18 protein-coding genes are annotated in these 22,072 nt (G+C 56.3%); 4 read left to right on the plus strand and 14 right to left on the minus strand.

The window, feature by feature from the left end; translation table 11 throughout:
* Window positions 1–73 precede the first annotated feature (73 nt).
* Together lysS and prfB are read right to left on the minus strand one after the other, a co-directional pair.
* Complete coding sequence (gene lysS / locus FJD38_RS10945; RefSeq protein ID WP_146385319.1) at window positions 74–1,576, minus strand: lysine--tRNA ligase; 1,503 nt, start codon at window positions 1,574–1,576, stop codon at window positions 74–76.
* 114 nt (window positions 1,577–1,690) lie between these two features.
* Window positions 1,691–2,786 (minus strand): peptide chain release factor 2 gene (gene prfB, locus FJD38_RS10950; protein WP_122782459.1). Its coding sequence is split into 2 segments (ribosomal slippage): window positions 1,691–2,713 and window positions 2,715–2,786, totalling 1,095 coding nucleotides; the frame shifts between segments, so codons are not numbered across the junction.
* A 572-nt stretch (window positions 2,787–3,358) separates the two neighbouring features.
* Between prfB and FJD38_RS10955 the strand changes: the two genes are divergently transcribed.
* Window positions 3,359–3,721, plus strand: a complete 363-nt coding sequence (locus tag FJD38_RS10955; RefSeq protein WP_146385321.1) for a DUF3077 domain-containing protein — start codon at window positions 3,359–3,361, stop codon at window positions 3,719–3,721.
* A 111-nt stretch (window positions 3,722–3,832) separates the two neighbouring features.
* Here FJD38_RS10955 and FJD38_RS10960 read toward each other — a convergent pair whose 3' ends face one another.
* The 7 genes from FJD38_RS10960 to FJD38_RS10990 are packed head-to-tail and all read right to left on the minus strand — an operon-like array spanning window position 3,833 to window position 12,271.
* Window positions 3,833–4,834 (minus strand): response regulator, encoded by a 1,002-nt coding sequence (locus tag FJD38_RS10960; RefSeq protein WP_122782532.1) that lies wholly within the window; start codon window positions 4,832–4,834, stop codon window positions 3,833–3,835.
* A 50-nt stretch (window positions 4,835–4,884) separates the two neighbouring features.
* Complete coding sequence (gene cheB / locus FJD38_RS10965; protein WP_122782462.1) at window positions 4,885–5,895, minus strand: chemotaxis response regulator protein-glutamate methylesterase; 1,011 nt, start codon at window positions 5,893–5,895, stop codon at window positions 4,885–4,887.
* The gene (locus tag FJD38_RS10970) at window positions 5,892–8,183 is read right to left on the minus strand and encodes a hybrid sensor histidine kinase/response regulator (protein ID WP_146385323.1); all 2,292 of its coding nucleotides are present in this window, start codon (window positions 8,181–8,183) and stop codon (window positions 5,892–5,894) included. Before FJD38_RS10970 ends, cheB begins: the two co-directional genes overlap by 4 nt.
* Window positions 8,180–8,866, minus strand: a complete 687-nt coding sequence (locus FJD38_RS10975; protein ID WP_122782464.1) for a chemotaxis protein CheW — start codon at window positions 8,864–8,866, stop codon at window positions 8,180–8,182. The genes FJD38_RS10970 and FJD38_RS10975 overlap by 4 nt, the downstream gene beginning before the upstream one ends.
* The gene (locus FJD38_RS10980; protein WP_146385325.1) at window positions 8,863–10,137 is read right to left on the minus strand and encodes a CheR family methyltransferase; all 1,275 of its coding nucleotides are present in this window, start codon (window positions 10,135–10,137) and stop codon (window positions 8,863–8,865) included. The genes FJD38_RS10975 and FJD38_RS10980 overlap by 4 nt, the downstream gene beginning before the upstream one ends.
* On the minus strand, window positions 10,134–10,649 hold the full coding sequence (locus FJD38_RS10985; protein WP_122782466.1) for a chemotaxis protein CheW: 516 nt from the start codon (window positions 10,647–10,649) through the stop codon (window positions 10,134–10,136). Before FJD38_RS10985 ends, FJD38_RS10980 begins: the two co-directional genes overlap by 4 nt.
* Window positions 10,649–12,271: a methyl-accepting chemotaxis protein gene (locus tag FJD38_RS10990; RefSeq protein ID WP_146385327.1), complete on the minus strand. Its 1,623-nt coding sequence runs from the start codon at window positions 12,269–12,271 to the stop codon at window positions 10,649–10,651. Before FJD38_RS10990 ends, FJD38_RS10985 begins: the two co-directional genes overlap by 1 nt.
* 601 nt (window positions 12,272–12,872) lie before the next feature.
* Between FJD38_RS10990 and FJD38_RS10995 the strand changes: the two genes are divergently transcribed.
* Entirely contained in the window at window positions 12,873–14,192 is a 1,320-nt protein-coding gene (locus tag FJD38_RS10995) for an IS4 family transposase (protein WP_146385530.1), read from the plus strand.
* 460 nt (window positions 14,193–14,652) lie between these two features.
* Here the strand turns inward: FJD38_RS10995 and FJD38_RS11000 are convergent, their stop codons facing one another.
* From FJD38_RS11000 to FJD38_RS11015, 4 genes are all read right to left on the minus strand, one after another.
* On the minus strand, window positions 14,653–15,417 hold the full coding sequence (locus FJD38_RS11000; protein ID WP_146385329.1) for a tellurite resistance TerB family protein: 765 nt from the start codon (window positions 15,415–15,417) through the stop codon (window positions 14,653–14,655).
* Between the two features lie 44 nt (window positions 15,418–15,461).
* Entirely contained in the window at window positions 15,462–16,568 is a 1,107-nt protein-coding gene (locus FJD38_RS11005) for an NADH:flavin oxidoreductase/NADH oxidase (RefSeq protein ID WP_146385331.1), read from the minus strand.
* Window positions 16,569–16,774: 206 nt separating this feature from the next.
* A complete protein-coding gene (recJ, locus tag FJD38_RS11010) occupies window positions 16,775–18,484 on the minus strand; it encodes a single-stranded-DNA-specific exonuclease RecJ (protein WP_122782470.1) in 1,710 nt (569 codons plus the stop codon).
* Between the two features lie 43 nt (window positions 18,485–18,527).
* On the minus strand, window positions 18,528–19,070 hold the full coding sequence (locus FJD38_RS11015; RefSeq protein WP_122782471.1) for a YaeQ family protein: 543 nt from the start codon (window positions 19,068–19,070) through the stop codon (window positions 18,528–18,530).
* 191 nt (window positions 19,071–19,261) lie between these two features.
* Here FJD38_RS11015 and FJD38_RS11020 point away from each other — a divergent pair, with 191 nt between their 5' ends.
* Both FJD38_RS11020 and FJD38_RS11025 read left to right on the plus strand, forming a co-directional pair.
* Complete coding sequence (locus FJD38_RS11020) at window positions 19,262–20,461, plus strand: CaiB/BaiF CoA transferase family protein (RefSeq protein WP_122782472.1); 1,200 nt, start codon at window positions 19,262–19,264, stop codon at window positions 20,459–20,461.
* A 33-nt stretch (window positions 20,462–20,494) separates the two neighbouring features.
* Complete coding sequence (locus FJD38_RS11025; RefSeq protein ID WP_146385333.1) at window positions 20,495–21,376, plus strand: TIGR02285 family protein; 882 nt, start codon at window positions 20,495–20,497, stop codon at window positions 21,374–21,376.
* Between the two features lie 165 nt (window positions 21,377–21,541).
* Here FJD38_RS11025 and FJD38_RS11030 read toward each other — a convergent pair whose 3' ends face one another.
* A complete protein-coding gene (locus tag FJD38_RS11030) occupies window positions 21,542–21,958 on the minus strand; it encodes a response regulator (protein WP_122782533.1) in 417 nt (138 codons plus the stop codon).
* Between the last annotated feature and the right edge of the window lie 114 nt (window positions 21,959–22,072).

Raw genomic sequence — 22,072 nt, forward strand, 5'->3', positions numbered from 1 at the left:
AAGTCATCCCGCAGCTACCGTCAAACAGACAATAAAAAGCCGCCTTTAACGGCGGCTTCTTGATAGGGCAATGTTACGCCTGCGCACGCATGTGCGGAAACAGGATTACGTCACGAATCGAGGGGGAATTGGTCAGCAACATGACCAGACGGTCGATACCAATGCCTTCACCGGCGGTCGGTGGCATGCCGTATTCCAGAGCACGTACAAAATCAGCGTCGTAGTGCATGGCTTCGTCGTCACCGGCGTCCTTGTCCGCAACCTGAGCCATGAAACGCTCAGCCTGGTCTTCTGCGTCGTTCAACTCGGAGTACGCGTTGGCAATTTCACGGCCACCAATGAACAGCTCAAAGCGATCGGTCACGTTCGGGTTCTCGTCGTTACGACGGGCCAGCGGCGACACTTCAAACGGATACTGAGTAATGAAGTGCGGCTGCTCCAGCTTGTGCTCGACCAGTTCTTCGAAAATCATCACCTGCAGCTTGCCCAGACCTTCAAAGCCCAGCACCTTGGCGCCGGCTTTCTTGGCAATGGCGCGAGCCTTGTCGATGTCGTTCAGGTCGTCAGCGGTCAGCTCAGGGTTGTACTTGAGGATCGAGTCGAACACTGACAGACGCACGAACGGTTCGCCGAAGTGGAACACCTTGTCGCCGTACGGCACGTCGGTTGTGCCCAGAACCAGTTGCGCCAGTTCGCGGAACAACTCTTCGGTCAGGTCCATGTTGTCTTCGTAATCGGCGTAAGCCTGATAGAACTCCAACATGGTGAATTCTGGGTTGTGACGAGTCGAAACGCCTTCGTTACGGAAGTTACGGTTGATCTCGAACACTTTCTCGAAACCACCGACAACCAGACGCTTGAGGAACAGTTCCGGCGCAATGCGCAGGTACATGTCCATATCAAGGGCATTGTGATGGGTTTCGAAAGGCTTGGCTGCCGCGCCGCCCGGAATGGTTTGCAGCATCGGCGTTTCAACTTCCAGGAAGTCGCGTGCCATCAGGAAGCTGCGGATGTGGGCAATGACTTGCGAGCGCACACGGAAGGTGTGACGCACGTCTTCGTTAACGATCAGGTCAACGTAACGCTGACGATAGCGTTGCTCGGTGTCGGTCAGACCGTGGTGCTTGTCCGGCAGCGGACGCAGCGACTTGGTCAGCAGGCGCACGCTGGTCATTTCAACGTACAGGTCGCCTTTACCGGAGCGGGCCAAGGTCCCTTCAGCGGCGATGATGTCGCCCAGGTCCCAGGTTTTGACTTCGGCCAGGGTTTCTTCCGGCAGGGTCTTGCGGTTGACATAGACCTGAATGCGGCCGGTCATGTCTTGAATCACCATGAACGAGCCACGGTTAAGCATGATGCGACCAGCAACCTTGACCGGGATCGCGGCTTCTGCCAGCTCTTCCTTGGTCGCTTCGGCGTACTGCTTCTGCAAGTCAGCGCAGTAGTTTTCACGGCGGAAGTCGTTCGGGAAGGCATTGCCCTTGGCGCGCTGAGCTGCAAGTTTTTCCTTGCGCAGGGCGATCAGGGTGTTTTCTTCCTGTTGCAGGTCTTGCGGATCGAGTTGTTGGTCGCTCATAGCTTTAAAAATTCCGTCACAGTTCTGTTGCCCCCGCCTTGCGGCAGGGGGAAGCGGGCTTCAGCGCGCCCTGTGGGCATCGCGTCAGCTGCGCACTTGAAGGTGTTGCGCGACTTACAGCCCTTGTTTCAGGCTGGCTACCAGGTACTCGTCGATGTCGCCATCGAGAACCTTGTCGCAATCGCTGCGCTCAATATTGGTACGCAAATCTTTGATGCGCGAGGCGTCGAGAACATAAGAGCGGATCTGATGCCCCCAGCCGATATCACTTTTGGTGTCTTCCAGTGCTTGAGAAGCCGCATTGCGCTTCTGCACTTCTTGCTCATAAAGACGTGCACGCAACATTTTCATGGCGGTGTCTTTGTTTGCATGCTGCGAACGTTCGTTCTGGCAGCTCACCACGGTGTTGGTCGGAACGTGGGTAATACGCACGGCCGAGTCAGTGGTGTTTACGTGCTGACCACCTGCACCGGAGGAGCGATAGGTGTCGATCCGCAGGTCAGACGGGTTGATGTCGATTTCGATGTTGTCGTCGATTTCCGGCGAAACAAACACGGCCGAGAACGAGGTGTGACGACGGTTACCCGAGTCGTACGGGCTTTTACGAACCAGACGATGGACGCCAATTTCGGTGCGCAACCAACCAAACGCGTATTCGCCTTTGATATGGACAGTTGCACCTTTGATACCGGCGACTTCACCGGCGGACAATTCCATGATGGTGGCATCGAAGCCGCGCTTGTCGGCCCAGCGCAAATACATCCGCAACAGGATATTGGCCCAGTCTTGCGCTTCGGTGCCACCGGAACCTGCCTGGATGTCCAGGTAAGCGTTGTTGGCATCCATTTCACCGCTAAACATGCGGCGGAATTCGAGTTTTTCAAGGGCTTCGCGCAGACGTTCTACCTCAGCGGCAACGTCATCCACAGCGGCCTGATCTTCTTCCTCGGCGGCCATCAGCAACAGGTCTTTGGCGTCGGCCAGACCGGTGTGCATCTCATCGAGGGTTTCAACGATTTGCGCCAGCAAGGAGCGCTCGCGCCCCAGTTCCTGGGCATAAGAAGGGTTGTTCCAGACACTCGGATCTTCAAGCTCGCGATTGACTTCGGTCAGACGCTCATGCTTTTGATCGTAGTCAAAGATACCCCCGAATAGTTTCGGAGCGCTCTGACAGGTCCTTGATGCTGTTAAGGATCGGGTTGATTTCCATGACTGGCGGCACTCGTAGGCGATTTTTACAAAGCCGGGGAGTATACCGTAAACGTTGCTTATCAGCAGCCCGCTTGGCGGGGGGACGGGTGTTGATTTGATTGGTGTTCCTATCCGGTGCGGTGAAGCTCAAAAGATCGCGAGCAAGCCTGAACCTGAAGAGGTGCAGTGCACGCTGAACCCGTAGCATTTACCGAGCGTTGCGAGGCTACGTTCAGCTGCGTGACGATAGCTTTTTGACGCATTCCGTCAGCAATTTCCACTTCCCAATGCAGGACACTTCCTAGAAGATTGCCCCCGCTCGTGAGTCGCTTGCGCCTTGGCAAAATCGGGGTTTAGTCTGCGCCCTTCGTTGAATCTTCAACGGACGGATGTGGAAGTCCGGTGTTAAAGGCGCATTAACCTGATTGAACTTGGTTTATCGAGTTCGAGTTATGGCGGTTGTGCGTAGGGCATCTTCGGGTGCGCCGGTTCTTTAGCCCGGTCTTCCACACCTGCGCACAGCTGCCACCTATCCATGTGGAAGTGGATAAAGCAGCTTTTCTAAATTTGCTAAAGGAAAAGTGACAAATTATGAAAAGGCCAGACTCTCAGCTCCCTACCACCGAAGCACTCCAAATCACTCAACAACGCATCCTCACAGCCCTTAACGCCTCTTCCCCCCAACTCGATTCAACCCTGCCCAACACTAGTCATCGCGCCTTTGGCCCTGTGGATTCGACCTTACAACCCATGTTCAGCCTGCGTGCCGGGATCAGTGCTCACGACGCCTTGATGCATGTGTCGCTGTTGCTGTTATGCGCAGAACAGACCAGTGATGAAATCTCAGAGCTGGGCAGTGGTGTGGAGCGCGGATTGATCTGGTCGATGGTGCACTCGGTCGAAATGGCCCGTGCGGTAGTGGATTCGATGCTGGATAGGGCGTCGCCTGTTTAAAGAGGCGACCTCGCAGGCGCTGCCAGAGGCTGAGATTTTTTGCTTTTAAAACCCAAAAGATCGCAGCCTTCGAGCTTCGACAGTACCTGCCAACCGTGTGGTTTTGCGTCGTTACTCAAGCCCTACCCGGTTGCGCCCGTTTTTCTTGGCCAGGTACAGGCCCTTGTCTGCGGCCGAAATCAGCTCACGACAACTGCTTCCCTGCTGCGGGGTCACGGTCGACAAGCCAATGCTGATAGTCAGGTAGCAGCCTTCAGTCGGGGAGATATGCTGGATTTTCAACGCTTCTACTGCCTGACGCAGTTTTTCAGCAACCAAGCGAGCGCCGCCCTGAGAGGTGTTGGGCAGTACGAGGGCAAACTCTTCCCCGCCATAACGGGCCGGCAGGTCCGAAGGGCGACAACTGGCTTCACGGATCGCTGACGCAACTTTTCGCAGCGCCTCATCGCCCTCCAGATGACCAAACGTGTCGTTGAATGACTTGAAGTAATCCACATCAATCATCAATAACGACATCTGCGTTTGCTCGCGCATGGCGCGGCGCCACTCCAGCTCCAGGTACTCATCAAAATGTCGACGATTGGACAGCCCGGTCAAGCCATCAGAGTTCATCAATCGTTGCAGAACCAGATTAGTGTCCAGCAGTTGTTGCTGGCTGACGCGCAGTGCGCGATAAGCCGCATCACGCTGCAACAAGGTCGTATAAGAGCGAGAGTGATAGCGAATACGCGCGACTAATTCGATGTTGTCGGGCAGTTTCACCAAGTAATCATTGGCGCCTGCCGCAAACGCAGCACTTTTGATCAGCGGATCTTCCTTGGTTGAGAGCACGATAATCGGAATGTTCTGCGTGGCCGGGTGGTTGCGGTATTCACGCACCAGGGTCAGCCCGTCCAGGCCCGGCATTACCAGATCCTGCAAGATAACGGTTGGCTTTATCCGGATCGCTTGTGCGATAGCTTGGTGAGGGTCAGAGCAGAAGTGAAAATCGATATTTTGCTCAAGTGCCAGCCCACGACGCACGGCTTCACCGATCATCGCTTGATCGTCTACCAGCAACACCATGGCGGAATTTTCGTCAGTTTTAGTGTCGTCCAACTGTAAATCGCTCATGCGCTCACCTGAATTACTAGTCTCCAGCCAGTCCTGCCGAGTTTTGTCAGTCATTTGCCGAATACCTCCTGCAGGCGTGACGCAATGTTGCCCAAAGGGCGAATTTCTACCGCAGCATCAATGGCTGCCGCTGCTTTGGGCATGCCATACACAGAGCTGCTTTGCTGATCTTGAGCGATCGTGAGGAAACCCTGCTCGCGCATCAGCTTGAGACCTTGTGCGCCGTCGCGCCCCATGCCGGTCAATAACACGCCAACCGCGTTACCGTTCCAATACTGGGCAACACTTTCAAAAAAAACATCGATCGAGGGTCGATAAATTTCGTTAACCGGTTCTGCGGTGTACGCCAGCGTCCCGTTCTTCAATAAGCGGATGTGGTGGTTGGTACCGGCCAGCAATACAACTCCCTGTTGCGGCGCTTCACCATCGCGGGCCAAACGAACATCGAGGCCGCACGACGAGCCTAGCCATTCAGCCATGCCGGCAGCAAAAACCTGATCGACATGCTGAACCAGCACGATGGCGGCGTTAAAGTCTTTGGGTAACCCTTTAAGCAAGCTTTCGAGCGCCGCCGGGCCGCCGGCAGACGAGCCAATGGCAACTAACCGTCCGCAAGCGTCCAGCACACGAGGGTGCGCCGACACCGTTTTGACCCGTTTTTCACTTTGGCCTATCAGCCAGCCAATGTTGAGAATTTTGCGCAGCAAGGGTGCAGCCGCTTCTTTAGGATTGCTCCCGCCCAACACCGGTGTGTCGACCACATCCAGCGCACCAAAGCCCATGGCTTCGAAGACTCGATGCACATTCTGTTGCCGGTCAATGGTCACAATCACAATCGCACATGGGCTTTCGGCCATGATCCGGCGCGTGGCCTCTACCCCGTCCATGATGGGCATGATCAGGTCCATCAAGATCAAATCCGGAGTGTTTTCAGCACACAGCCGAACAGCCTCCGCCCCATTGCTGGCGACCCAAACAACGTCATGTGCCGGCTCAAAGGCCACCGCCCGGCGTAACGCTTCAACGGCCATGGGCACGTCGTTGACGATGGCGATTCTCATGTCTGGGCTCCTCCAATGAGTTCAACCACTGCATCGAGCAGGGCATCGTCATGGAAACTGGCTTTGGCTAGATAATAGTCGGCGCCTGCGTCCAGGCCTCGCCGACGGTCTTCTTCACGATCTTTATAAGAAACCACCATGACTGGCATGGATTGCAGACGATTATCACGGCGCAACAACGTGACCAATTCGATGCCGTCCATACGCGGCATGTCGATGTCTGTAATCAACAAATCAAAGTGTTCGGCGCGCAACGCGTTCCAACCGTCCATGCCGTCCACCGCCACCGCCACGTCATAACCGCGATTGATCAATAGCTTGCGCTGCAATTCGCGAACGGTCAGCGAGTCGTCCACGACCAGAATGCGCTTGCGCGTCAACTCGGCAGCCTGTCGATGACGTCGATCGATGCGTTCCAGACGCCCCGTGTTGAGTAACTTGTCCACCGAACGCAGCATGTCTTCGACATCCACGATCAGTACAGCAGAGCCATCGTCGAGCAAGGCTCCGGCCGAAATATCCTGCACCTTGCCCAGACGATGATCGAGAGGCAATACCACCAGGGTGCGCTCACCGATAAACCGGTCGACCGCCACACCGTAGACCGCATCGCGCTCGCGAATGACCACGACTTTGAGGGTTTCGTCATCGCCTTGAGCCGGTGGACGCTGGAGCAATTGACTGGCAGCGACCAGCCCTACGTGCCGGCCTTCATACCAAAAGTGTTGACGCCCTTCGAGCTGGACGATGTCATCCGATTGCAGCTCACACATGCGCTCGATATGCGCCAACGGGAAGGCATAGGCTTCATCCGCCACCTCAACCACCAGGCTGCGCACCACCGACAACGTCAGCGGTACTTCCAGATGAAAACGGCTGCCCTGCGACGAGGTCTGCTCCAGCACGATGGCCCCCCGAAGCAAGCGCACCATGTGCTGGACAGCATCCAGCCCGACACCTCGCCCCGAGACCTCGGTGACGGTGTCGCGCAGGCTAAACCCCGGTAAAAACAGAAAGCTGAGCAATTCTTCTTCGCTCAACTGCGCCACGGTTTCAGCGGTCGACAATTGGCGCGCGACAATAGCGCTGCGTAAACGGTCAAGGTCGACACCCGCCCCGTCATCACTCAGGTCCAGCACCAACAATCCCGCTTGATGTGAAATGCGCAGGCGAATCACACCTTCTGCGGGTTTACCGGCCAACAGGCGCTGCTCAGGTGTTTCGATGCCGTGGTCAGCGGCATTGCGCAGTAGATGGGTCAAAGGCGCTTCGAGTTTTTCCAGTACATCGCGATCAACCTGGGTTTTCTCGCCTTCTATTTCCAGGCGAATTTGCTTGCCCAAGGCACGGCCCAGATCACGAACCATGCGCTCCTGCCCGACCAGCACATCGGCGAAGGGTCGCATGCGACACGCCAAAGCGGTGTCGTAGAGCAATTGCGCACGCTGGCCAGCCTGCCAGCTAAATTCGTCCAGTTCGGCGATCTGCTCACTGAACAGCTGCTGTGAATCTGCCAGTATCCGCCGCGCTTCGATCAAGGCCTCTTCGGCTTCATGGCTCAGACCCACCGACTTGAGCTGTTCATTGAGCATGTCCAGCGCTCGCAGGCTGTTGCCTTGCATGCGCTTGATACGCTGCAAATTGAACAGCCAGGTTTTCAGCCGCTGGGTTTCGACCAATGATTTGCTGGACAAATCGAGCAGGCTGTTAAGCCGTTGCGCGGTGACGCGTAGAACGCGTTCGCCGCTTTCGGTCAGGCGTTGGGAGCGCGGGGCGGGTGCGGGCTCTGGCTGCTGCGGCGGCTCGTAAGCTACGACCGCAGGCGCGTCCGGTGTTGGTGGCAGCAAGAGTTGCGATACATCGAACTCAGGTGGCGTAACCGGTGCCGAGATCGAATTGGGGTCCAGCAGCCGGTTCATGAGCGCGACATAGGCGTCAACATCCTGCGGACCGGCGTTGGCACTGCCGGGCGTGGCAATGCGCATTAGTAGGTCAGTGCCCTGCAACAAGGCATCGATATGTTCCGGCTGCAGGTACAAACGGCCTTCCTGGGCGCTGACCAGGCAATCTTCCATCACATGAGAAACGCTGACGCCAGCATCGACACCGACGATACGCGCAGCCCCCTTGAGCGAGTGCGCGGCACGCATGCAGGCTTCCAGTTGGTCAGCCTGCGTCGGGTTACGCTCAAGCGCCAGCAACCCAGCACTGAGCACTTGAGTCTGCGCCTCGGCCTCAAGGCTGAACAGTTCAAGCAACGAGGCATCGCGCATTTGCTCGGGGGTCATGTCAGGCTCCGGGTAATGGCGCCAAGCAGTTGCTCTTCATCCAGCCAGCGCAGGCTGCGGGTTTTCCACTGCAACACCCCACGGGTGTATTTTGCGCTGACGTGTTCGCCCGACGCGGATGCGGCGTTGAGCACGCGTTCTTCAATGTTATGGATGCCATCCACCTCATCCACCGGCACCACCACAGGCCCGCCGTGGGCGGCCAGAATCAGCATTCGCGGCATCACCCGTAACGATGTCGGGCCCGCTAGCGTAGGGTCCAGGCCCAACAGTTCAATCAGCGACAAGCACGGCACCAACGCTCCCCGCACGTTGGCGACCCCCTGCAGGGCACGCGAACGCTGGTGCGGCAGTGAATGAATGGGTTGCATCGGCGCCACCTCATCCAGACAGCGTGTGGCCAGCCCTAGCCACTCGTCGCCCAGGCGAAAGATCATCAGTGATCGCGTCGCCACCTTGCGCTCATCGACTCGCGTGGCGTACTGCTCGACATGCTCTTGCTCAAAAGAATAGCGATCCAGTAAACGCGTCGCGGCAGCCGAGTAGACAGAACAGTTTCGGCAATGAATATGTTCGGGCAGTACCGGGCAAGATTTGTCGCCATAGATACCGATGCGGTTCCAGCAGTCATCAATGGCGAGTGCTTCGGTGTGGATCAAACTCTGGGCTGATAGAGCGCTCATTGCTTACCCTCACTCTGATCAGATAGCCGACTACGCACAGCACGCTCTTGCAGACGCTTGGCCCCGGCGACATCACCGCGCGATTCCAATAAGGCGGCAAGGTGCGCCAACGCCTCTGAATGCTGGGGTTCCAGATACAACGCCTTGCGGTAATAAGTTTGCGCTTGAGCCGCCTGCCCGTCGACGTCACTGAGCAAGCCCAGCCAGTAAAATGCCTGCGCGTGAGGGCCGTGATGTTTCAATAATTGCTCACAGGCCAAGCGCGCCTCCGTGCTTTTGCCTTCGTTGGCCAAGGTGGCGATATGCTCCAGCTCTGATTTCAGCTCGTGGGGCTTGGCGCGCGGGGCGTGTTCGGCAGGGGCTTGGGAAGGCGAAATAAAGGGCCGAGGGGCCACAGCAGCCAGAGGCGATGTTGAGCGCACAGCGGGTTTGGGCTTGGCCGCCACTAGATACGGTGCGGGTGCGGGCTCGGGCTGCGGGTTGTGAGAAAAAGCAAACGACTGTGGCGCGCCGATTGAACGCATTCCCAGACGGCTCAACAAACTGCCTTCTGCCGGGCCAATAAATAAAACACCGTCATCGCGGGTCAGACGCTTGAGCACGTCCAGTGCCTGCTGCTGGGTCTTGAGGTCAAAATAAATCAGCAGATTGCGGCAGAACACAAAGTCATAGGGAACATGACTGGCCAAAATCGCCGGATCCAGCAAGTTACCCACGTTAAAACTGACTTGATCACGCACGCGGTCAGACACGACGTAACCGTCCTCGTCGGCGCTGAAATAGCGCTCGCGAAAATCAGTCAGTTGGCCTCGAAATGAATTTTTGCCGTACCGCGCACGCTGCGCCTTCTGCACGGAGTGAGGGCTGACATCCAGCGCCTGAACACTGAACTGGTGGGCAGATAACCCGGCATCAAACAACGCCATGACAATTGAATACGGCTCTTCGCCCGTCGAGCACGGCAAACTCAAAATACGCAGGGTGCGAGGGCTGCTCATTTCGGCCAGACGTTTTTTGGCCAGTCGGCCCAGTGTGGCAAACGATTCCGGGTAACGAAAAAACCATGTTTCCGGCACGATTACGGATTCGATCAGTGCCTGCTGCTCGTCTTCAGAACTGATCAAATGCTGCCAGTAAAGGTCGTTATCGGCGACTTTCAGCGCTGTGCAACGCTGGCGCACGGCGCGTTCGATAATGGCCGGGCCAACGGATGCCACGTCCAGGCCAATGCGCCTTTTCAGGTAATCGAAAAATCGTTGATCGCTACTCATGCGGGCACCTGCGCGCCGACATCATCGGGGCCGATGGCAAATAACAACGCAGACTCGGCCGGACTCAGCAAGTCATCCACACTGAGCCATTGCAACAGGCCTTGATGATCTTTGCGCACAGGGCCCAGATAGGGCGCGTCATGGTTATCCACGCCATAAGGCTGAAACTCTGCCGGATCACAGCGCACTGTATCGCTGGCCTGTTCGAGCATCAGCCCGAGCACCTGCCCCCGATAATTGACCAGCACCAACCGGGTGCTGGTTCGGGCCACCGAGGCCTGACCGAAGGTCATGGCACTTATATCAATCACCGGCACCATTTGCCCACGATGCGAAAAAACCCCGGCCACCCAGACTGGCGTGTGAGCAACCGGTTTGAGCGGCAAACGCGGCAGCACTTCCACTACATCAGTGGCGGGTAAGGCAAAACGTTCGTCGCCGATGTAAAACACCAGAAAGAGACGTGTTTTTACCGCGGCCCCGGCTGCGCGTTTAGCAAGAGGTTCGCTCATCAGACTTTGAATCGCGAAACGCCGCTGCGCAGTCCCACCGCGACCTGACTGAGTTCGTCGATCGCAAAGCTGGCCTGACGCAAGGACTCGACGGTCTGGCTGCTGGCATCGCCTAATTGCACCAAGGCCAGATTGATCTGCTCAGCACCGGTAGCCTGGGCCTGCATGCCTTCATTGACCATCAACACGCGCGGAGCCAAGGCCTGAACCTGGTGGATGATTTGCGACAATTGCTCGCCGACCTGCGTCACTTCGAACATGCCACGGCGTACTTCTTCAGAAAACTTGTCCATGCCCATGACGCCCGCAGAAACGGCAGACTGGATTTCACGCACCATTTGTTCAATGTCGTACGTCGCCACGGCGGTCTGATCGGCCAAGCGTCGAACTTCGGTCGCTACCACTGCGAAACCACGACCGTATTCACCCGCTTTTTCCGCTTCGATAGCGGCGTTGAGCGACAGCAGGTTGGTCTGATCCGCCACTTTGACAATGGTCACCACCACCTGATTGATGTTGCCGGCCTTCTCATTAAGAATCGCCAGCTTGGCGTTGACCAGATCAGCAGCCCCCATGACCGAATGCATGGTTTCTTCCATACGGGCCAGGCCTTGTTGCCCGGAGCCCGCCAAAATTGAAGCTTGATCGGCGGCTGAGGTGACTTCGGTCATGGTGCGGACCAGGTCGCGGGACGTGGCGGCAATTTCCCGTGAGGTGGCGCCAATTTCAGTGGTGGTGGCGGCCGTTTCGGTCGCGGTGGCTTGTTGCTGCTTGGAGGTGGCCGCGATTTCGGTGACTGACGTCGTGACCTGTACCGAGGAGCGCTGGGCTTGCGATACCAAGGCAGTCAGTTCGGTCATCATGTCATTGAAGCCGGTTTCTACGGCGCCAAATTCGTCTTTACGCTCCAGGTTCAAACGCGAACTCAAATCTCCGGAGCGCATGACTTCAAGAATGGCCACGATGCGTTTCATGGGCGACATGATGGCTTGCAACAACAGGAAGCCGCACAGCGCGGCCGCCAGAACAGCGATTGCCAACGAAATCAGCATACTGACTTTCGCGGCAGTCACGGCTTGGGAGATGTTTTCGCTCGCGGTGGTGGCCGAAGACCGATTGCTGTCAATCAGTGTGTTGAGCTGTTTGCGGCCACTCGCCCATACGGGTGCCAACTGTTCGCTGACAAGGGTCTCGGCCTGGGCAAACTCCTTGTTTTCGTACAACTGGAGTACTTGAGCCAAGGTTTTGCCATACACTTGGTGAAGCCGCTCAAATTCATTGAACTCGGCCCGATCCTGATTATCGAAGATGGTGCCTCGGTAGTTTTCCAGCTCGCGATTCAGACGTTCTTCATAACTGGCGTAAAGCTTTCGATCTTCACTGGTGAGATCACGCTGATTGGACGAACCGACCAATTGCAGGGTGAGAACAAAACTGTCCACCCAGGCACTGCGGACCATCGAACTGTAGTAGACCCCGGGGATCGAATCGGTGCGTACCGTTTCTGCGCTGGTCTGGATTGACAACAAGCGTGAGTAAGACGCCACAACCATCAACAACATGATGGCAATGATCACCGCAAAGCTCGCCAAAATGCGTTGGCGCAACGTCCAGTTCTTCACAGTCAATCCTCGGAGGCCATTCAAATGAAGGGGAGTATAGCCGAGGGTACTCTATGATTCGCACGAACTCTGAGACCAATCTCACAGCGTTCGGCAAAAAAACCTACATGTAATTTCCTCCTTGTAGACGCTGACGAGAAACGAGGGCTGGAATCAAGCGCGCAGCCACTCAACGTGAGGAGTTGCCTTTGCCTTTGCCTTTGCCTTTGTCTTTGTCTTTGCTGTAGCCACGCGATTTTTGGGTCGACGCGAATGCCCCTCACAGGAGGCTGAACGCAGGTGCTGTTATGGGGGTGGCGAGGCAGGACGCCGAGCCCGCCGCGATCGGGCCAAGGATGGCCCGTCGCGGCGGGCCCCCATAACAGTGCCTTCGTTCTGGCACCGGGCGAGCCTAGGCGAGCTCGGCCGTATGGTAGGGCAAGGACTTTTTGCTTATTTTTGTGGTGGTCCGACACTCGGCTGTTTGACAAAAGTGAGCCGCCGTAAGGGCCAGCGCTTTCAAGGTCTTGGTTTAAAATCCCTCAACAACTTCTGTCAGGATGAAGAAACTATGTGGGATGCGGTTCTCGATAGGTTTGAAAAAAAGACGCCCGCCAGCGTGATGACCAAGCTTGTGTTGGAACAAGCCGTACCGGCCGAGTGGGTCGACAAGGTATTCGCGGAGCACCGACAACGTCAGTACCCACGTGAGCTGCTTTTTTCCACTATTGTTGAGCTCATGTCCCTTGTTTCATTGGGCTTAAGGCCTTCTTTACATGCTGCTGCACGTCAAATGGAGGATCTTCCGGTCACCATTGCAGCGCTCTACGACAAGATCAGTCGAACCGAGCCTGAGCTCCTTCGGGCATTAGTCAGTGGTAGTGCAGAACGCTTGGCCCCTACTGTAGAAACGCTGGGCTGCTCGCCGGTTTTTCCCGGCTGGCAATTACGCATTGTTGACGGCAATCACTTACCTTCCACCGAGAAACGTTTAGGCCCTTTGCGTCGTGAGCGAGGTGCTGCTCGTCCAGGGTTTTCGGTTGTGGTCTATGACCCTGATCTTGACCTGGTCGTTGACCTTCAGCCTTGTGAAGACGCCTATGCTAGTGAGCGTGTCGGCGTTCTACCCCTGTTGAGAAGTGCATGTGCTGGGCAGTTATGGCTGGCTGATCGACTTTATTGCACGCTGCCTGTTTTACAGGCTTGTGAGGATAGAGGAGCTTCATTCATCGTCCGCGAGCCCAGCAAACACCCAACAATGGTTGAGCAAGGTGCCTGGCAAACATGTGGCTCAATCGAAAGTGGTGCGGTGCGTGAGCAAGTCATTGAAGTCAAAAGCGGTCGCCGCTGGCGCCGCATTGAGCTGAGACTCCAAACAACTACCGAATCCGGCGATTCAATAATGTGGTTTTGGAGCAATTTACCCGACACGGTCAGTGCCCAGCAGATCGCTGATTTGTACCGACGTCGCTGGACTATCGAAGGCATGTTCCAGCGCTTGGAGTCGGTACTGGATAGTGAGATATCGAGCCTTGGAAATCCCAAGGCAGCTTTGCTGGGTTTTGCTTCGGCAGTCCTGGCCTACAACGTCTTATCTGTTCTCAAACGTAGCGTTGAACAGGCACATCGAGACGCACAACCAGAAGGATGGGAGGCCTCAATTTTCCATTTGGCGGTGCAGGTTCGTGCTGGTTACGAGGGCATGTTGATCGCTGTGCCATCAGAAAAATTCCCGATTGAAAAGACCTCTCAAGGCCTTGCAGAACGCCTGCTGGCGTTGGCGAGGCTACTCAAACCCAAACAAATAGCAAAAAGCCCACGTGGCCCCAAGGTCGCCAAACCAAAGGAATGGCTGGAAGGTCAAGCGGCGCGGGCTCATGTATCCACAGAGCGGGTGCTCAAGGCAGCTAAGGCAGATAAACAGCTTAAACCAAGACCTTGAAAGCGCTGGCCGTAAGGGCGGAACCCGTAGAAAGGTTCAATACACCCAATGGATATGTACGCTGGCCAATTTAAAGCTTTGAGTACATATCCATTATTCGCGTCTAGCTGACGTAATGGTTCCGCCCTTACGGCGTGTCACTTTGCAAAAGCCGAGTGTCGGACCATGACAAAGTAACCAAAACGCTTCCGCCCCCGCGTACGGCCCTCGCTTCGCTCAGGTGTCCCTCACTCCGGTCCCGCTCCGTGGGCACGCTGCGACGGGCCATCCATGGCCCGATCGCAGCTCTCCCGGCATCCATGCCGGTCGACCCACTCCGCGAAACCTCCATTCGGCCTCCCGAAGGGGCGGCAGATCAAGATCAAAAACCAGATCAAAAGCCAGATCAAAAGCCAAATCAAAAGCAGATCACATGGGCCGATCGTAGCCTCGATCCTCTTCAGCGACTACAGGTACTGCCTTAAACGGCGGCAGATTGTCTGACCTCTTTCTCAAGCGCGAGCTTCAAGTCTGAATTGAGCTTCAAGTGCGTAGCCAACTCGTCCAGATACTTACGTTCCTTGTAGTTTTCTTCATCAGCGACCAGCACACTGGCAAGGTACATTTCGACCGCCATGCCCATGTCCGTCGCATAAGCTGCCACGCTTGCCGCATCCAGTGGCGATTGCAACTCCTGATCCAGCCACTGCTTGATGGCGAAGCTGCCACTCTGATTCTTCACCCGCTCATTAATTAACTGATCCTCCCGTTCATCGATTTGACCATCCGCCTTGGCGGCCGCGATCATGGCTTTGAGAATACCCAGCGTGTGCTCCTCAACTTGTTGCGGTGACGTCAGGCGGTCAAGGGTTTGCGGCTCGGCCTGAGGGGCCGCAGCCTGATTGGCTTGCCAGTTGGTATAGGCCTTGTAAGCCAGCGAACCCAAAGCCGCCAACCCGCCATAGGTCAATGCCTGACCACTGCCCCCCTTGCGACCCAGCAACATGCCCAGAACGCTGGCAACCATCGCGCCGCCCCCGGCGCCCGAGAGTAAACCGCCCAAACCTCCAGCGCCTGCTGAACGGTCGGTTCCACCCGCACCGCCCAGCAAATCGCCTAAACCACCCAGCCCCCCCAGGCCTCCTGTACCCGCAGAACCTGCCGCGCTGCCTTGAGCGCCGGTCTTGTCCTGCATCATTTGCTGACCGGACTTGAGTAACTGTTCGAGCAATCCAATGGTGTTCATGAGAAACCTCTTGCTTGAGGGGGTGAAGGGAACAACACGTTGTTTCAATCTCGCAAATCAGACTCATGAATCGGCTGATCGCGATGGGTCGCACGTTGATACTGGGCCGGCCAAATGGCCTGTCGTCCCGCAAGGTCATCATCTGCGTGCAAAGGCCAATACGGGTCACGTAACAGTTCGCGTGCCAGCAAAATCAAATCGGCCTGACCGGTGCGCAGAATGTGCTCGGCCTGTGCAGGCTCGGTGATCATGCCGACGGTCCCCGTCGCAATGCCTGACTCTTTACGCACGCGTTCGGCGAATCGGGTTTGATAGCCAGGCCCGACAGGAATCTCGGCATTGGCCGCCGTACCGCCCGAAGAGACATCGATCAGGTCAACCCCAAGGCCTTTGAGGCGTCGCGCCAGCTCGACGGTTTCGTCAGGGTTCCAACCGTCCTCTACCCAGTCGGTTGCCGAAACCCGCACGAACACGGGCAGTTCTTCGGGCCACACTTCACGCACGGCCTCGGTGACTTGCAGCACCAGACGAATGCGGTTTTCAAAGGAACCGCCGTATTGATCGAGCCTTTGATTACTCAGGGGCGAGAGGAATTGATGCAACAGATAGCCGTGAGCCGCGTGCACCTCGACCACTGAAAACCCGGCCTCAAGCGCCCGCTTGGCAGCGTCGGCAAAGGCCTGTACGAGATCATTGATCTGAGATTCGTCCAACTGCGTGGGCACCGTATGGCGAGGGTCGAAAGCAATAGGGGAAGGGCCTACAGGCACCCAACCGCCCTCCTCCTCCTTGACGCTGCCATGCTTGCCCAGCCAGGGGCGATAAGTGCTGGCCTTGCGCCCGGCATGGGCTAGCTGAATACCCGCTACAGCACCTTGAGCCCGGATAAAACGGGTGATGCGCTGCAACGGTTCGATTTGATCGTCATGCCATAACCCCAGGTCTTGGGCTGTGATACGCCCGTCCGGGGTGACAGCGGTCGCTTCGGTAAAAATCAGTCCCGCGCCCCCCACTGCACGGCTGCCGAGGTGAACCAGATGCCAATCATTGGCCAGCCCATCAACGCTGGAATACTGGCACATGGGTGAAACGGCAATACGGTTAATAAGGGTCAGTTGGCGCAGGGTATAGGGTTCGAGCAGCAGACTCATGGGTCACCTCTCATTGCAGTTGGCAGGCTCCAGGCATCAAGCATTACCTAGAAGCCTAGTCGACAACACTGAAAGAGGCAGGGTTCAAATTAAGAGGGCTGGCGGGCGGGTGCCCCAAGACGAGGAGAAACTGCCAGTAACCCGCCTGAGCATCGACCTGTAGTCGCGGACGAGGCTGCGATTACAGGATCGACAGAGAGGTTTATTCAGCGGGGTTCAATGTGGGCAATCATCAGTTGCACGGTTTCGTTGCCGCGAAACTCATTGAGATCGAGCTTGTACGCCAGTTCTACCCAGCGGATGGTCGGGTTGGGCCACACTTCGCGGTCAATACCGAAGGCGATACCGTCCAGCTTTACGCTGCCACATTCAGTTTTGAGAACGACTTTCAAATGCCGCTCACCTACGATGCGTTGCTCTACGAGCTGGAACACACCATGAAACAGCGGTTCTGGAAAGTGCTGGCCCCAAGGCCCGGCATTACGCAGGGCACGCGCCAGTTCAAGATGAAACTCCTCGACGGCCAGGCTGCCATCAGAAAGCAAGCGGCCTGTGAGGTCTTCCTGGTTCAGCTGACGGCGCACTTCTTCGTCAAATGCCTGGGAGAAAACCTCAAAGTTCGCCGCTGGCAAGGTCAACCCCGCCGCCATGGCATGGCCACCATATTTGGCGATCAAGTCAGGATGTTGTGCTGCGACCACGCTCAACGCATCACGAATGTGAAACCCCGGCACCGAACGCCCCGAGCCTTTAAGCAAACCGTCTCCTGCATCGGCAAACGCAAATGTCGGACGGAAATAGCGCTCTTTAAGGCGTGAAGCCAGAATACCGATCACCCCTTGGTGCCATTCGGGATCAAACAGGCATAAACCAAATGGCATGCTGTCGACAGGCAGTTCCTTGAGCTGGGCCAGCGCTTCACGCTGCATGCCTTGCTCGATGGACTTGCGATCCTGGTTCATTTCATCCAGTTGTACGGCCATTTCTCGCGCGGCATTCGCGTCATCCGTGAGCAGGCATTCAATGCCTAAACTCATGTCATCGAGCCGACCAGCGGCATTGAGCCGTGGGCCCAGAATAAAGCCAAGGTCTGTGGAGGTGATGCGCGAATGATCGCGCTTGGCCACTTCCAGAATGGCTTTTAATCCCGGCCGCGCACGGCCGGCGCGAATCCGCTCAAGCCCTTGATGCACCAGAATGCGGTTATTGGCATCCAGCGGCACCACGTCAGCCACGCTGCCCAAGGCGACCAGATCAAGCAACTCGGCAATGTTGGGGGCCTTGCTGTTTTGATACCAACCCAGGCTGTTCAAACGTGCACGCAAGGCAATCAGGACATAGAAAATCACCCCGACCCCGGCCAGCGCCTTGCTCGCAAACTCGCAACCCGGCTGGTTGGGATTGACGATGGCATCCGCCGCCGGCAATTCATTACCCGGCAAGTGGTGGTCGGTGACCAAGACACTCAGACCGGCTTTTTTCGCCGCCGCTACGCCTTCGACACTGGAAATGCCGTTGTCCACCGTGATCAATAACTGCGGCTTGCGAGTCAGCGCCACCTCAACGATTTCTGGCGTTAAGCCATAACCGTATTCAAACCGGTTGGGCACCAGATAATCGACATGGGCTGCGCCCAGCAACCGCAAGCCAAGCATGCCTACCGTACTGGCCGTCGCACCATCGGCGTCAAAGTCGCCGACGATAAGAATGCGCTGGCGCTGCTCAAGTGCAACCACCAGCAAGTCCACCGCGGCGTCGATGCCCTTGAGCTGCTGGTACGGGATCAACCGCGCCAGGCTCTTGTCCAGTTCAGCTTGCGACTGCACACCCCGTGCCGCGTATAGACGCGTCAGTAAAGTCGGCATTTCGCCCAAAAAAGGCAGGGTTTCAGGCAGTGGACGGGGTTCAATACGCATAAGCGGTGGGCGTTTCTCGTTGAAGGAATAAAGGGGCGTTTACTTAACCGCGGTCGCCTTGCAGCCACTGCAATTGCACTTCGTGCTGACCGCGATCATCGGTCACGAAAATCGTGCCTTCACTGATCATCACGTCCCACTTGATAACGCGGGGCATGTCTTTGGCCAATACCTCAAGAATCTCTTGCGGTACCGCAGCGATATTGACGTTTTTCAGGTTTTTGATGGCCGGAATGACCTTGCCTTCCCAAACACGCAAACTGCCATAGGCCAGCAGGCTGGTGCGTTCCGTACGACGCGAACACCAGGTTAGGCGGTCGGCATCGGGCTGGCCCACTTCGATCCAGTGAAGAACACGGTCATCCAGACTTTTTTCCCAGAGCGCGGGTTCGTCAACATCTGAGAGACCACGGCCAAATGACAGCTGTTCGTTGTACCACAGGGCATACGCCAGAAGGCGCACGGTCATGCGCTCTTCCGTTTCCGAAGGGTGACGCGCAATGGTCTGCTTTACGCTTTCGTACACATTACGGTCGAGATCGGTGAGATTGAGTTCAAACTTGTAGGTCGTGGACGGCTGGGCCATGAACGGGCTTCTTGATACAGAGAAAGGCGGCAAGTCTAACCGATACGCTGCCATGCGCCGAACATATCCTGTGAACGGACTTGACCGGGATGCCGCAGGCGCGGCGCATCGTGCCAACCAGACCCTCAGCAGGATTTGTACGGCCACCTATGTTAAAAGTCTGTACTCGCCTCCACGGACAAGGATTCCAAATGCCAATCGCCACCCACCCGCTTTCAGGCGTCAAAGTCATTGAACTGGGCACACTGATTGCAGGACCTTTTGCGTCGCGTATCTGCGCTGAATTCGGTGCTCAGGTGATCAAGGTTGAATCCCCGGATGGCGGCGATCCGTTGCGCAAATGGCGCAAATTATATGAGGGCACCTCCCTCTGGTGGTTTGTTCAGGCCCGCAACAAAAAGTCTCTGACCCTGAATCTCAAACACCCTGAAGGCTTGAGTATTCTCAAAGCCTTGCTGGCAGACGCCGATATCCTGATCGAAAACTTTCGCCCCGGCGTATTGGAGAAACTCGGTCTGGGCTGGGAAGTGCTGCATGCCCTAAACCCCAAGTTGGTAATGGTGCGGCTTTCCGGTTTCGGCCAAACCGGCCCGATGAAAGATCAACCGGGATTTGGCGCCGTAGGCGAATCAATGGGCGGGTTGCGCTACATCACCGGTTTTGAAGACCGGCCTCCCGTGCGCACGGGCATCTCTATCGGCGATTCGATTGCGGCGCTGTGGGGAGTGATAGGCGCGCTGATGGCTCTGCGTCACCGTGAGGTCAATGGCGGAAAAGGCCAGGTTGTTGACGTAGCGCTGTATGAAGCCATTTTTGCCATGATGGAAAGCATGGTGCCTGAGTTCGATGTGTTCGGATTTATCAGGGAACGCACCGGCAACATCATGCCGGGCATCACGCCCTCCTCGATTCATACCAGCCAGGACGGCAAGCACGTCCAGATTGGTGCCAATGGCGACGCCATCTTCAAGCGCTTCATGCTCATCATCGGACGTGAGGATCTGGCCAATGACCCTCAGTTAAGCAGCAATGACGGCCGCGACGAGCGCCGTGACGAGTTATACGGGGTGATTGATCGCTGGGTAGCCAGCCAGTCGCTGGAGCGCGTACTTGAGCAATTGAGTGCAGCCCAAGTACCTGCCAGCCGGATCTTTTCGGCCGAGGACATGTTCAGTGACCCGCAATTTTTAGCCCGAGAAATGTTTTTACAGGCCAAATTACCTGACGGCAAAGCGTTCAAAATGCCCGGCATCGTGCCAAAGCTGTCCGACACCCCAGGCTCTGCCGAGTGGGTCGGCCCCGAGTTGGGCGCCCACAACAACGAAGTCCTGAATAATTTGGGCTATGACGCCAGCGCCATAGCTCACCTGAAGCTAACAGGCGCTATTTAAGCAGCATGTTGATTGGCTTGAAGGAAACAGCAAATGGCTAAGACCAGGAATTTGCCTGGCCTGTGGGCAGGCCTGATCGTTGTGGCATTGCTTGCCTGCGCTGCCGAGAGTCGGGGCGCTGAGAAACTCATCTGGCTGCTGCGTGACCTTGCACCCCTGACGGTGTTTGATGGCCCGAAAAAAGGCCAAGGCATGATTGATCAACTGATGCCTGCACTGATCGCCAGCATGCCAAGCTATGAACACGTTGTTTTGCGGGTGAACAAGGCACGTGCCATTCAGATGCTCAAAGATCAGCCGCTGGCCTGCGACCCCACATTGATATGGAGCTCGGCTCGCGCTCACTCAATCATTTACTCCACTCCCATAACCGGTTTGCACAGCAACGGCCTCGCCATCCGCCGCGAGAACCAGCCACTGCTGGAGCCTTTCGTCCACGACCAAGAGTTAGACCTGCTGGCCCTGCTCAATACCAAGACGGTAAAGCTCGGGGTGATTGCCCAGCGCAGTTATGGCGAGTGGATCGATGAACAAGTGTCACATGGCCCGCAGCAGCAACTCTTTAAGCATTACGGCAGCGACCCACTGGGTAGTTTGTTGCAAATGCAACGCGTTGGACGAGTGCAGGCCGTCCTGGGGTACTGGCCGGAAATCCAGTCCAAAGCCGACCAGGTAGGGCTGCCAAAGGACGCATTGATTTTTTATCCGGTAAAGGGAGCCCCCAAGTATCAACTGATCTATATCGGTTGTTCGGACACTGAACAAGGCCGCGAAGCCATTCATACGATTAACGCCGTATTGGCCAACCTGGGCGATAACGTCCTGAATACGTTAAAAGCGCAATGGGCCATTCCTGATCATACCGAGGAGTATCAGGAATCGGGCTCAGTCGTGCCCTCCGTCATTGAGCGCTGACAAAAAAAACGCAAAAAAAAGCCCCGAGCAGTGGGGAGACAACTCGGGGCTTAACAGGGTCTGATGACCTGCTCAACAGGCTGCACGCATCGGAGCAATATGCATGATCCTGTTGATGAAAAATAAGACCTGCAGGCGCCATTAAAGGTTCCCTGTGATGCGTCATCAATTTTGACGCTCAGCCTCCTCCGCACTGCCTGACTGCTCGTACAAGGCCAACAAGCGCCCCAAGTGACTGACGGTCACCGGTTTGGACAAACAGCCCAATACCCTGAGCCCTTCTTCGCGCGCAGCATGAACCGCACGCGCCATGACTTCAGGCGCTGCACAGCTAAGAATAATCAACGCGCGCGCCTCATGGTTGATGGCCATTTCGCGAATCAACTCCACGCCGCTGGCCCCGTCCAGATACAGATCGCAAATAGCCACATCAATGATCCCGCGCTTGGCAATTGAACAACGGGCAGACTCGATGTCTTCGGCAGCCAGCACATCAAAAATGTGAAAGGCATTCAACATTTGGTGCAGCACCATCAGTTGAAAAGGGTTGTCTTCCAGTATCAACACTTTAAGAGAACGCATCACGGGCCTTTGAAACATAACGCGTACTTGGCGCGGGAAAATGACTCTAGAGAGGTTGAGTGAAAACCAACATAGGATAATTCCTAAATATCAGTAGGACGTGTCACCAATAAA

The organism is Pseudomonas saxonica (assembly GCF_007858365.1).
Taxonomy (GTDB): domain Bacteria; phylum Pseudomonadota; class Gammaproteobacteria; order Pseudomonadales; family Pseudomonadaceae; genus Aquipseudomonas; species Aquipseudomonas saxonica.